This window comes from Micromonospora sp. WMMD1082, assembly GCF_029626175.1.
Classification (GTDB): domain Bacteria; phylum Actinomycetota; class Actinomycetes; order Mycobacteriales; family Micromonosporaceae; genus Micromonospora.
Genome location: NZ_JARUBM010000002.1, coordinates 5,200,310 through 5,212,130 on the forward strand (window position 1 = coordinate 5,200,310; position 11,821 = coordinate 5,212,130).

The 11,821-nt window shown below is 68.8% G+C and carries 15 protein-coding genes; 8 read left to right on the forward strand and 7 right to left on the reverse strand.

All coding sequences use genetic code 11. The features are described 5' to 3' along the window. Positions 1–3: 3 nt before the first annotated feature. Genes O7615_RS23975 through O7615_RS23995 form a run of 5 tightly spaced genes read left to right on the forward strand, consistent with a single transcriptional unit; the run spans position 4 to position 4,688 of the window. On the forward strand, positions 4–1,872 hold the full coding sequence (locus O7615_RS23975; RefSeq protein ID WP_278180039.1) for a hypothetical protein: 1,869 nt from the start codon (positions 4–6) through the stop codon (positions 1,870–1,872). Then, positions 1,869–2,099 carry a hypothetical protein gene (locus O7615_RS23980; RefSeq protein ID WP_278180040.1) on the forward strand — a complete coding sequence of 77 codons (231 nt, stop codon included), beginning with the start codon at positions 1,869–1,871 and terminating at the stop codon, positions 2,097–2,099. Before O7615_RS23975 ends, O7615_RS23980 begins: the two co-directional genes overlap by 4 nt. Beyond that, positions 2,092–2,325, forward strand: a complete 234-nt coding sequence (locus tag O7615_RS23985; protein WP_278180041.1) for a hypothetical protein — start codon at positions 2,092–2,094, stop codon at positions 2,323–2,325. The genes O7615_RS23980 and O7615_RS23985 overlap by 8 nt, the downstream gene beginning before the upstream one ends. 2 nt (positions 2,326–2,327) lie before the next feature. Further along, positions 2,328–4,520 carry a phage minor head protein gene (locus O7615_RS23990; protein WP_278180042.1) on the forward strand — a complete coding sequence of 731 codons (2,193 nt, stop codon included), beginning with the start codon at positions 2,328–2,330 and terminating at the stop codon, positions 4,518–4,520. 12 nt (positions 4,521–4,532) lie between these two features. After that, positions 4,533–4,688 carry a hypothetical protein gene (locus O7615_RS23995; RefSeq protein WP_278180043.1) on the forward strand — a complete coding sequence of 52 codons (156 nt, stop codon included), beginning with the start codon at positions 4,533–4,535 and terminating at the stop codon, positions 4,686–4,688. Positions 4,689–4,790: 102 nt separating this feature from the next. Here O7615_RS23995 and O7615_RS24000 read toward each other — a convergent pair whose 3' ends face one another. Together O7615_RS24000 and O7615_RS24005 are read right to left on the reverse strand one after the other, a co-directional pair. Continuing rightward, positions 4,791–5,285, reverse strand: coding sequence for a hypothetical protein (locus O7615_RS24000; protein WP_278180044.1), 495 nt, complete (start codon positions 5,283–5,285; stop codon positions 4,791–4,793). Further along, on the reverse strand, positions 5,282–5,614 hold the full coding sequence (locus O7615_RS24005) for a PadR family transcriptional regulator (RefSeq protein WP_278180045.1): 333 nt from the start codon (positions 5,612–5,614) through the stop codon (positions 5,282–5,284). The genes O7615_RS24000 and O7615_RS24005 overlap by 4 nt, the downstream gene beginning before the upstream one ends. Before the next feature lie 268 nt (positions 5,615–5,882). Here O7615_RS24005 and O7615_RS24010 point away from each other — a divergent pair, with 268 nt between their 5' ends. The 3 genes from O7615_RS24010 (at position 5,883) to rplL (ending at position 7,386) form a co-directional block, all read left to right on the forward strand. Then, positions 5,883–6,044, forward strand: coding sequence for a hypothetical protein (locus tag O7615_RS24010; protein ID WP_278180046.1), 162 nt, complete (start codon positions 5,883–5,885; stop codon positions 6,042–6,044). A gap of 351 nt (positions 6,045–6,395) precedes the next feature. Next, positions 6,396–6,941 carry a 50S ribosomal protein L10 gene (rplJ, locus tag O7615_RS24015; RefSeq protein WP_278176936.1) on the forward strand — a complete coding sequence of 182 codons (546 nt, stop codon included), beginning with the start codon at positions 6,396–6,398 and terminating at the stop codon, positions 6,939–6,941. 55 nt (positions 6,942–6,996) lie between these two features. Continuing rightward, entirely contained in the window at positions 6,997–7,386 is a 390-nt protein-coding gene (rplL, locus tag O7615_RS24020) for a 50S ribosomal protein L7/L12 (RefSeq protein WP_278176935.1), read from the forward strand. A 334-nt stretch (positions 7,387–7,720) separates the two neighbouring features. On the opposite strand, the gene O7615_RS24025 is transcribed toward rplL, so the two are convergent. The 5 genes from O7615_RS24025 to O7615_RS24045 all read right to left on the reverse strand — a co-directional run bounded on the left by O7615_RS24025 (position 7,721) and on the right by O7615_RS24045 (position 11,818). After that, entirely contained in the window at positions 7,721–8,431 is a 711-nt protein-coding gene (locus O7615_RS24025; protein ID WP_278180047.1) for a hypothetical protein, read from the reverse strand. Positions 8,432–8,536: 105 nt separating this feature from the next. Further along, a complete protein-coding gene (locus O7615_RS24030; protein WP_278180048.1) occupies positions 8,537–9,190 on the reverse strand; it encodes a hypothetical protein in 654 nt (217 codons plus the stop codon). 386 nt (positions 9,191–9,576) lie between these two features. Beyond that, complete coding sequence (locus tag O7615_RS24035; protein ID WP_278180049.1) at positions 9,577–10,452, reverse strand: hypothetical protein; 876 nt, start codon at positions 10,450–10,452, stop codon at positions 9,577–9,579. Positions 10,453–10,544: 92 nt separating this feature from the next. Next, complete coding sequence (locus O7615_RS24040) at positions 10,545–11,147, reverse strand: GNAT family N-acetyltransferase (protein ID WP_278180050.1); 603 nt, start codon at positions 11,145–11,147, stop codon at positions 10,545–10,547. 11 nt (positions 11,148–11,158) lie between these two features. Beyond that, entirely contained in the window at positions 11,159–11,818 is a 660-nt protein-coding gene (locus tag O7615_RS24045) for a GNAT family N-acetyltransferase (RefSeq protein WP_278180051.1), read from the reverse strand. Positions 11,819–11,821 lie beyond the last annotated feature (3 nt).

Sequence of the window (11,821 nt, forward strand, 5' to 3'; positions counted from 1 at the left end):
CCGGTGGCCTGGTGGGGCACGAAGCCGAGCGCCGACAGCCCGCTCGGCAAGGCGACCGCGGTCGTCGCGTCGGCTGCGAAGATGCGCTACGAGTCGAGCGGCGCGCTGCGGAAGGTGACGAAGCAGCAGTGGCAGGACGAGGCGTGGCGGCACTACGAGGAGTGCGGCGAGCTGGCCTACCTGGTGAACACGATCGCCAAGGCGATGGGCCGGGCCCGGCTGTACATCACGCAGGTCAATGACGAGGGCCGGCCGGTCGAGACGCCGGACCAGGCGCCGGCCGGCGTCAACGAGACGTTCCTCGGCGGCCCGAGTAAGCAGGCCGAGCTGCTGTCGGATGCCGGGATCCAGCTTGGCGTGCCCGGCGAGTGCTACCTGATCGGTGAGCCAGAACGCGACGACGACGGCAGGGCCACCGACCGGGAGACGTGGATCATTGCCTCGACGGAGGAGCTGTCCGAGCGTGCCGGGAAGTACGTCCTCGACCAGGGCGCGGGTGTTAGGGAGTTGGAGCCCGACGAGACGGTCATCGTGCGGATCTGGTCGCCGAGCCCTCGCAAGCACGCCCTGCCGTCATCGCAGGTGCAGTCCAACCGGCGGGTGCTGCGTCTGATCGAGCGGCTGACGCAGTATGTGCAGTCGCAGATCGACTCTCGTTTGGCGGGCGCGGGTGTGCTGTTGCTGCCGAACGAGCTGAGTTTCGTTGCTCCGGAGCAGGAGGAGAACCCGGAGGACGGGGTGTCGTCGTTCCTGGCGGCACTGACCGAGGCGATGACCACCGCGGTCAAGGACCGCGACTCGGTTGCCGCGTTGGTGCCGATCGTCGTGCAGGGGCCGGCGGAGCACCTGGAGAAGGCTCGCCTGCTCAGCTTCGCCACGGAGCTGTCGTCGTCGGTCCCGTCGATGCTCGACGGCGCGATCCGGCGGCTCGCCCTCGGCCTGGACGCCCCGCCGGAAATGCTGTTGGGAATGACCCAGGCGAACCATTGGGGCGCCTGGATGACCGACGAGGCGACGATCAAGTACCACGTCGAGAGCAAGCTAGAGCTGGTGTGCGCGGCACTGACCCAGCAGATGCTGCGGCCGGCGCTTGAAGGTGCTTCCGGCGTCGTCGACGCGAAGCGGTGGATCGTCTGGTACGACACCAGCGAGTTGACGCAGAGCCCGGACAAGGGCGCCGACGCGAAGGACCTCTACGGACTCGGTGAGCTGTCCGGTGACGCGCTGCGCCGGGAGACGGGCTTCGGGGACGAGGACAAGCCCACGGACGATGAGCGGGAGCTGCGCCGACTCCTGGAGATCATCCGGACGGTGCCGGCGGCTGGGCCGCTGCTCGTGCAGCGGCTCTTGGAGGTCGCCGGGGTGTCGGTACAGGTCGACCCGGAGGCGTTGAACACGACGCCGGCCGAGTTGCCCGCCGAGACGCCGGCCGGGGACGAGGAGCCGGCTACGGACCCGCCGCCGGACGGCGACACCGAGGGTCGCGGCCCGCCCGAGCAGACGGCGATCGCCGCTGCGGCCGACCCGCTGTCAGGGCCGTTCGTGGCGGCCTGCGAGGCCCTAACACTGCGGGCGTTGGAAGTCGCTGGGAAGCGGGTGATCGGCCGGGAGCGGTACCGGCACACTGACCTGTCCGTGTGGGAGTACCACACGGTGCGGCAGTCCACGCCCACGTCGGTTCCCCGCCTGCTCCAGGACGCGTTCGGCGCGGTCCCGGCCGTGGCCGGCCGGCTCGGTGTCGACGCGGAGAGGCTGACGGCCGCCCTCACCGGCTACGTCGGTGCGCTGTTGGTGAGCGGACGCCGGCACGATGCCGACGAGCTGCGGGAGCACCTGGCCGGCACCGTCGCTGGGGAGTTGGTGCCGGCGTGACCACCCCGGCCGTCCTCGTCCCTGACCTGGTGCTGGCGCACGGGCACGCCTGCCAGCGGTCCGGGCGTGGCAAGGGCTGTCAGCTCATCCGCTGGTCGCGGTGCCGAACCTGCGGGTGGTGGGGCGAGCTGTGGGACGGCGACCAGCCGCCCCTCAGCGACGCGGAGCACGCCTGCGACCCGGATGCGGCGGCCCGCTACCAGCAGACCAGGAGGACCGGTGGATGATCCGCAGAGCGTGACCGTGAGCGACCTGCGCGTTGCTCTCACGCAGGTCGGCATCGTCCTCGACGAGGACTTCGTGAGCCTGGAGCTGCGGGAGAACGGGCTGACGGTGCACCGGCTAGTGCGTACCGAGTCGGGGATGCCGGCGTGCCTGCCCAACGGTGGCGTGCAGTGCGTCGGGCAGACGATCACCGTGGTCGCCGAAACGCCGCCAGCCCAGGAGGAGTGAGCGTGGCCGACCGGGACCCGTGGCTGCCGCTGCGGCTCACGCACGAAGCGCGGGTGATCGCTGCCGAGAAGCGTATGACGCAGGCGACCCGCGCAGCCTTGCGGGCCTGGTTACGGTCGGCCCGGACGGTGACCCTGCCAACGGTCACCGCGGCGGCGCTGCCCCCCGATCCGAACGCGCTCGCCGGGGCCGGGCAGGCGTGGTTCGAGGCGATGACGGTGCACCTGGTGCCCGCCGTCGACGCGACGTTCCTCGAGGGCGTCGCGGACGCGGGCGGCGATGTCGACGTGCTGCGGGTCGAGCAGTTGAAAGACGAGTACCTGGCGCAGCTGCCGAACCGGCTGCAAGGGGTGCCGGACGGGGCGTGGATGCAGGTCACCGCGGCGGTCGCCGAGTTGACCGCAGAGGGTGCGAGCATCCCGCGGATCCGGGACGCGATCGAGCTGATCCTCGGGGACCTGGCGTGGGAGGACCGGGCCGCGACGATCGCCCGGACGGAGACGATCGGCGCCTACAACGCGGGCACCCTGACGGCCTGGTTGACGTCAGCGCGGGCGTTCGACGAGAAGGTGGACAAGGTGTGGGTGGCCACCCACGACCACCGTACGAGGCACGACCACCGGGACGCGGACGGGCAGCGCGTCGCCCTGGATGGCGTGTTCATGGTCGGCGGGGTGCCGCTGCGGTTCCCGGGCGACCCGGCGGCGCCGCCGGGCCAGGTCGTGAGCTGCCGCTGCACGATGATCGGGGTGCCGGCCGACGAGCCGCTGCCCGCGATCCCGAAGCACCCGTGGCCCCGACGGGCTACCGGGTTGGACATCACGGTGACGGCGGCGGCAGCCGCGAAGGGTGGCAAACCAATGGCGAGTTGGAAGGGAAAGCTGGCGCCGCTGGGCGCCGTGTCCGGCGACCGGCGGATATTCGCAAAGGACGGCGAGTGGTCATTCCGCGACCTGCCGCTGCCGCTGCGGTGGGCACGGGAAGACGCCCCCGCGCACGAGGGCGCAGTGACGATCGGCCGGATCACGGCAGGCGAGGTGCAGCCGACGCAGCTGGCCGGCGAAGGTGACTTCATCGACGCAGTGCCGGAACTGGCCGAGGCCCTGGAGCTGTGGCGGGCCGGGGTGCTGTTCCCGAGCGTGGACCTGGACGACTTCGAGTTCGTGTACACCGACGGCGACGGTACGCCGATCGCGGACATGAGTGACGAGGAGTGGGAAGCGTTCATCGAGTCCGGCGAGGAGCCGTACATCACGGTGACGAAGGGCCGGGTCATGGCGGTGACCATGCTCGGCACGCAGGCGTTCATGGAGGCGCGCCTGGACCTGGTCGACGACGAGCCTGCGGACGACGCCGAGGAGGAGGCGCCATCGGACGAGGCGGAGGACGAGGCCGCTGTCACCGCGGCCGGCGCGGACGGTACCCGGAAGGGAGTCGCGCCGCTGTACCCGCCCCGGGTGTGGTTCGACGACCCGGGCCTGTCCGAGCTGACGCCCATCCAGGTGACTGCGGACGGGCGAGTGTTCGGGCACCTTGCGGACAACGATTGCCACCTGTCGTTCCTGACCGGCGGCCAGTGCGTGCTGCCGCCGGCCGAGGGCGGGTTCGACTGGTTCCACCGGCCGGAGATCCAGACCGCCGAGGGCGATTTGCTCGCGGTCGGGCACATCACGGCGGCGACCGGGCACGCTGACCTTGCGGCCAGCGCGGCCAGTGCGGTGGCGCACTACGACGACACCGGCACGCAGGTGGCGGTAATCCGAGCCGGCCGCGATGCGCACGGCACGTGGGTTGCCGGATCGCTGGTGCCGGAGGCCACGGAGGAGCAGGTGCAGATGCTGCGCCGCTCGCCGCTGTCCGGGGACTGGCGGTGGATCGGCGGAGCCCGTCAGCTCGTTGCCGCGCTGTGCGTCAACGTCGGTGGGTTCCCCGTCGTACGGGGACGGTCGTCGGGCGGACGAGCGTACGCGATGGTCGCCTCCGGCTGGGCCGGCTGGAAGCCGACCGACCCGACCGCCGGCCGGCACGACGCGGCCGTTCTGGACGCGGCGGTGCGGCGTGCGGTCGCGGCCGGGTTCGCCGCCGAGCGGCAGCGGCTCGCGAACGCGGCTGTCGCCGACCGGATCGCTGCGACGATCGGCCGGGACCGGCGCACGCTCGTGGCGGCGCTGGCCTCGGAGGTACACGGCAAGTAGGGAGGAAGGCTGGTGGGCTGCAACTGCGGAAGCAAGGCCCGTCGCACCGTGTGGGTGCTGTCCTACGAGGACAACCGCACCGGTGGCGAGTACAAGTCGAAGACGGCAGCGGAGGTCGCCGACGTCCAGAAGGGCGGCGGTGGCACGATCCGCCAGGCGCAGAAGTAGAAATGGGGTGCGGTACCTCGCGGGCGGGCACCGCACCCCAGGCATCTACCCGTCCCGTCTCAGAAGACGGGCTGGTCGGCGGTCGCGGAACTAGGGGATGCGCTACCTGGGCGGGTGCCGAAACGGTCTGTGCTTCGGAGTTGGCTTTACCTGATAGATGATGACATCGTCAACGACGATGTCGGCCCGCCGCACCTGCCACTCTTTGACGTCGATACCCTGGGTCAGGTAGATCCGGTCGACCCACACCGTGGGGCGCTGGTCCCTGGAGAGCATGTTGAGCAATGCCCGGGGTGACCTGGATCTGCGGCCAATTCTGCGGGCGGCCCTGAGGCGGTTTCGGATGATCCTTGGTGCAGCGCGACCGGCGGCTCCAACGCTGAACCGCATAGCGGTCAGAAGCTTAGGCAGCATGCCGGGTCGGTCGTTGATGAGTGCTGTCCACTCCTCCGCGTACTCTGCGGCGATCTCGGGATTAGTCGTCCAGCGGTACGCCGACCAGCGCACCAGCTTCCGCGCGATCCATGGCGAGATGTCGGTGACCTCGTTCACGAAGAGTCCGAGGACGACGCCGAGGATGATCTCCCAGCGGTTCACGCGCGGCACCAGCCGAAGGCCAGGCGGGTCCTGGTGGCCGGTGCCGCCTTGGTCTGTCGCTGGGCGATCAGCTGTCGGGCGCTGGCTATGCCGTGTCCGGTGAGCTGGTAGTAGCGGCGGCGGGGCTTGCCGGGCTCGGTGTGGGTGTCCCAGCGAGAGGTCACCCACCCCGACTCGGCGAGCCGCTCCAAGATCTTGTAGATGGTGGGTCCGGATCGCCCCGTCGTCTTCATGATCGCCCAGCCGTGCAGCTCGTAGTTGGCAGCTTCGAGGAGGGCGTTCAGGACGGCCAGGAGCGGTCCCGTTATCCGTACAGGTCCGTCAGGCATGCGCTTAACGATAGTAGGTGAATTAAGAGGCGTCCACTGTGTGGCCCGCTGGCATGCCGGCGATCCTCGTCCAGGTCGGTATCACCGATGGCGTGCCGGCAGCTGGCCTAGCGGCTACCCCTGGGGTCCCGGTCGGCAACAACGAGATCCGCGTCGGCGAACTTCTCTAGGAGTCTCCAAGCTGCTTCCCCATGCGCAACTCGGCCGTACAGGGTCTCCGCAGCGGCCTGGTAGCCGGCGACCGTCTCGGGATCGGGTCACCGGCAGGATGCAGGCGATCGCGGCGAACGACAGCACCAGCCCGGTGAGCGAGTACAGCTTGAAGACGGCAGCGGAGATCGCCGATATCCAGAAGGGGCGGCGGGACGATCCAGACCTCGACCACGCTCAGAAGATCATCGCCGGCCCACCGCCCGGTCGATGGGTGTGAACGTCACCGACTTCAGGTGCGGCCGCCGGCCGGAGCAGAGTGGGAGGGCGCACTCTGGGGGGCGATTTGTGGTCACCGTGCGTGTCGCGTAACCTTAGCCGCGAAGTTCCACCCAGAGACCGCTGGTCACCGTGCTCCGGCACGGTCGAAGGTTCCGCGAAGACGGGCGACCCGCGCAGGGCGGCAAGCGAACATCGGCAGCGTCCTGTGGTCCGCCGACCACGGTGATCTCCGCCGGCCTCGCCCCGAGCGCCCTGCGCCGGGGCTTTTCTGTTGCCGCGCCACCTCCGCCATCGTCACAGGCGATCGCCTGCGGCGGTGACCAGCCTCGAGCAACGAGAGAGGAGGGACATGGCGGACAAGCCGATCCGGGCCGACAAGGCCACGGCCGTCGCTGAGCTGACCGACAGCTTCCGCAGCGCGGGTGCCACCGTGCTGACCGAGTACCGCGGTCTGACGGTTTCCCAGCTGACCCAGCTGCGGCGCTCGCTCGGCAAGGAGTCGACCTACACGGTCGCCAAGAACACGCTGGCCAAGCGTGCTGCGGCGGACGCGGGCATCTCCGGCCTCGACGAGCTGTTCACCGGTCCTACCGCGCTGACTTTCGTTTCGGGCGACGTCGTCGAGGCGGCGAAGGGGCTTCGCGACTTCGCGAAGGCCAACCCGAAGCTCGTCATCAAGGGCGGCGTCTTCGAGGGCAAGGCCATTTCCGCGGCCGAGGTCACGAAGCTCGCCGACCTGGAGTCCCGTGAGGTGCTGCTGGCCAAGCTGGCCGGTGCGATGAAGGGCAACCTGAGCAAGGCCGCGGCCCTGTTCCAGGCCCCGTTGTCGAAGACCGCCCGCCTGGCGGCTGCCCTGCAGGAGAAGCGCGAGAAGGAGGGCGCCGAGGCGGCCTGAGGCTGCCCGGTGCCACCACGTTCTTAGGTAAATCATTCAGGAAAGGACGCCAGACATGGCGAAGCTCAGCACTGACGAGCTGCTCGACGCGTTCAAGGAGATGACGCTGATCGAGCTCTCCGAGTTCGTGAAGCAGTTCGAGGAGACCTTCGAGGTCACCGCGGCCGCTCCGGTCGCCGTGGCCGGGGCTGCCCCGGTCGGCGGCGGCGCCGCCGCCGAGGCCGAGCCGGAGAAGGACGAGTTCGACGTCATCCTCGACGCCGACGGTGGCAAGAAGATCCAGGTCATCAAGGTCGTGCGGGAGCTGACCGGCCTGGGCCTCAAGGAGGCCAAGGACGCGGTCGAGTCCGCGCCGAAGGCCATCCTGGAGAAGGTCAACAAGGAGACCGCCGAGAAGGCGAAGGCCAAGCTGGAGGGCGAGGGCGCCAAGGTCACCCTCAAGTGACCTGAGTCCCACCTGGCCGTCCCGGCGTACGTGAGTCGGGGCACACCACATCGCGGCGGGCGGCGATCCGACACCTGGATCGCCGCCCGCCGTGTTGGTGGACCCGCCGGCAGTAGGCATGAGCAGGGGCGTCGAGGCGGGCGCCCGGCCCGTCAACGGTGCCGGTGAACCCGCTCGCGTGTTGGATGGTTCGGGCGGTGCCCGTCTGCCTCGGTGTCTGGATAGCGGCTTGATTTTGGTTCTCTGGGGTCCGGCGAGGCAGCGGTGAGGCCGGGCGGGTGTGCCCCGCCTTGTGCTGGGAGAACCATCAGCGGAGGTGGGGGTGACATTGGAATTATCGAGGTGAATGGTGCTCCGAGGAATTTGGTCGAAGCGGGACGGTGAACTGGTCGGCTCCTGCTTCGTGTTCGGCTGTGACGGTCAGGAGAGCAGCCTCGGCAGGCGCTGTCGCGTCGAACACTCGGGATTCAACGAGGATTCCCCCCGTATCGGACGTTTCGCTGCCTCGCTCGCGGTACTGCGTTCCTGCGTCGTCCCAGGCGCGCCAGGGACGGTGCCGGCGCAGAATTTCGGCTGCTGGGCGGCGCAGGTTCGGGTAGGCCAGTCGTAGCCTCATAGACATCGACCACAGCTCTAGGCTGACCAGGACGGCGGGCTGGCCGCCGATGCTGATCTCCTCACCGGCCAAGGATTGGACGCGCAGTAGCATCGGGAGTTGCTGAGCGGGGGTTGGGTGACCGTGGACCGGCTTGTCTGCGGACGTGTTCTCGCTTTCGCGGATGACCGACATCGTCGGGACCGCCTCTAGTCGCTGCAATACCGCCCGACGACGCTTGAGTAAACCGAGGTCTTCAAGCACCGGCTCCAGGCTTGCCCGCGCTCGGCTAAGTTCCCCTGGCGGCAGGTTGGACGCGGCTACCAGGCCGAGCGCAACACCCTCAACGCCGGCCGTTCCGAGGCGGGCCAACGAGCCATCATCGGTCAAGCCCGTCCCGGCTTCGAGATGTTGGCGGAGCAGTTCGGCGAGTATCTCCTGTCGGTCCACGCGTCCGTTCCCTGCGTCGGCACAGCTTGGCGGCCGTAGTCTACCTGCGCCGGCCGGCCGAGCAGGCACTGCTCGACCGGCCGGCGCGGAATGCCCTGTAGGGGGTCAGTTTGACGCGGGCACGTTGGCCACGTTGCTTACCTCCGAGCAGGTGATTGCCTGCGGCGAGAGGGCAAGGCAGTTCGACGGTGTCCCTGTCCAGATCCATCCTGCCGGCAGGGTGAGGGTGACCAGTGAGCCGGCGAAGTAGCCTCCGGCGCAAGTGACGCCAGCGCAGATGTCAGCGCCGGTGGAGTTCCCCAGGTTGCAGTTGGTGCAGGTGAACGTGGCACCGTTTGCGACGTTTACCCCGTTATGCCACCAGGTGGAGTCCACGCTGATGCCGGCCATCGCCTGGCCCGGTGCGGTCGTGATGCACAGCACCTTGGCGCTCCACTCGGATTCGGTGGTTGCCAGAACACCATTGAGGTACGTGGCCCTGATACTGCCGTTCACGTCGCTCAAGTCGCAGCCGCCTAGGGGCGGATCCTGCAGTAGGCGGAAGTTGCTGACCGTGAAGCGAGCCACGTTCTCTTTCTTCTTCGGGGTGACGAAGAGGACCGTCTTCTTGTCGACACCCTGTTCTTCGTCAGCCGCCTTCGACGCTGCGGGCGTTGGCGTTGCCGGTTCTGCGGAGTTCGCGACAGCGGCGGTGGGAACTAGCAGGACGATCGATAGGGCCAGCGATGCGGACAGCAGTAATCTGGCACGTGTCCTCATGGAGAGCCTCCTTCTGTGATCAGTGAGGACGAAGGGCGGTGGCGATGTGGACGCATCGTCACCGCTCGATTCACTCACCGTAGGTGATCGATTCAATGGGATCAAGGCGCATCTTTTGCCACATCAGACCTATCGGACGGATTGGTCACGAAGAGTGATGATGATTCAGCTCGCTGCGGCTAGAATTCGGGCAAATGATCCGGCATAAAGCACGGTAAGTAGTTTAGAGGTTGCAGAACGCACTTGCATTTGCTGCATCGACTGCTGCGATGTGCGTAGGTCCTTGCCGTGTTGGTCTGGTTCCCGGAGGGCTGCTGGGCCGTTGAGGCAGGGATGTGGTGTCGGTGGTGTGAGTAGCCGTCGCCGTAGAAGCCACTACCCCGGGGCTAGGCGGGCTCGGGCGGTACGCCGTCTGTGCTGGTGTGTCCCCGCCGAAGGATGAGGACGTGGGAGAACAGGCCGAGCCTGGGTCCGGTGATGCGTTCTTGTGCGGCGAGTAGTTCACCGGTGGCGGGGTTGATGATCAGTGTGGTGGTCGATGTGTCGGCGATGACCTGGAAGGCGAGTCCGGTGCGTCCGGCGAGGTCGGTGGTGGTGCCGAGGTAGTCGATGCCGGGGACGGTGGCGAGGACGTGCAGGGTGGTCGTGCGTTGTTGTTGGTTGAGGTATTGGCTGGCGGCGAGGGCGATGACTGCTCCGGTGAGGATTCTGGGGTAGGCGGGTTCGGTGGCCAGTTCGGGTGGTGCCAGCAGCTCCGCCAGGGTGCTCGGGTCGGTGGGCAGCGGTTCGGGCAGGTATGGGTGTAGGTCGCCTCGGTAGCGGGTGGTGGTGGGCGGGGCGTCGAGGAACAGGTGCCGTTCGCCAGGTGTGGGTTGGTGGTCGACGTCCCGCACGTCGGCTGCGCGGCGGCTGACTTCGCGGCCGGAGCCATCTGGGTGCCGCCAGCGTTGTAGGTCTTCGCGGCGGATCACGGTGGTGGCGCGGGTCCAGGTTTGCAGGTGCAGGTAAGTGATGGGCAGGTGGGTGGTGTTGTCGGCGGGGACCGGGTGCAGGGTGGTGGCGATGGTGGTGAGGCGTTGTTGCGGGGTGAGGCCGGGTGCGGTGGCCGCCGCTGTGTCAGGGGTGGCCGTGGGCTGCTGACTGCCCGAGGTCGACGAGGGTGGTGCGGGGGCGGGGATGGCGGGAGCGGCCTGGCAGCCGGCGAGCAGGAGGCTGCCGAGAGCAGCGGTCACGCGGCGGGCAGGGCCGGTCGAACGGATCATGGGTATGGGATTCCTTGCCGTGGTTAATCTTCGTCGCCTGGGGCTGCCGCGTCGTTGCGGCAGCCCGCCGAAATCGGGTGTGGGTGGGTGGCTTAGCTGCCCGCCGTGGTGGGCGGGACGGGTCGCCCGGCGCGGTGCAGGGGCCACAGGTGTGGGCGGGTGCGTAGGGGGGTTCCCGCGCGGTAGCCGTGTTTGGTCAGGTAGTCGCGGGTGGGGGTGTTGGTGGCGATGGTGTCGATGGGATAGCCGTGTTGGTCGACGCGTTGGTGGTGCTGTTCGAGCAGGGCCTGTCCGGTGCCCTGTTGGCGGGTGTTGGGGGTGACGTGCAGCCAGGCGAGCCAGTGGTGTGGGGCGGCGGTGCGGTAGCGGCGGATGAGGGTGTGCAGGCGTTGGAAGCGGGGGAGGGCGGGGCCGGCGGAGGTGTAGAGGTGGTAGTCGAACAGGGGTGCGGTGGGTGGTCTGGGGTGGTGGTGCCAGACGGCGACGGCGGTCATGTCGAGGGTGACGTCGACGTTGCCCCATTCGATGGCGTGGTCGATTTCCATGGCGAGCAGCCGGTGGAAGACGTGCCGCCGCTCGGCGGGGTCGGGTACCAGCCATGCGCCCATCGGGTCTTTGGCGACCGCGTCGGTGAGTAGGGCGGTGATGGCGGCCACGTCGCCGGCTTGTGCGGGCCGGATCGGTGTGGTGGTCACGGGGGTGGTGGTCACAGTGACCGCCGGCGTGGTCTGGTGGGTGGGAACGGGGTCCGGCCGTCGTTGGTGGTGGGGGCGCCGCGCCACATGCGCCAGATGGGTGGCCCGGCGGTGGGGAGCACGATGGTGGGGCCGGCGGTGTAGTCGTGGCGCAGGTAGATCCGCCGGTTGTGCAGGTTGCTGGCCTCCAGATACGCCGGCAGACCGAGTTCGTCGAGACGACGATGGTAGTCGGTGAGCAGCGCCGTGCCGATGCCACGGTTCTGCCGGCGGGGGTCGACGGCGGCGTAGGCCAGGTAGTGGTGGGGCTCGTCCGGGTGGAAGGCGTCGAACATCTCCTCCAGCAGCACGAACTTCGGCGCGTACGCGCCCGCGATGCCCTCCAACTCCTCCACCCGCCGATGACTGTCGGTGGGCGCGGGTGCCAGGCGGGGGTACCAGATGGTGACGGCCGCCTGGTCGCCGGTGGTGTAAACCTGTCCCCGCGCCAGGCCCTGGTAGAAGGCGTCGGCGAAGTACCGGTAGTAGACCGCCCGCCGGTCGCCCGGGTCGGGAATCAGCCACTCGGCGAGAGGCCCTGCGTGGAACGCCTCGGCGAGAACGGCGATCAGCGGTGCGGCGTCGGCTTCGGCGGCGGGTCGGATACGCAGCTCGTTGTTGGTGATGGTCACGGC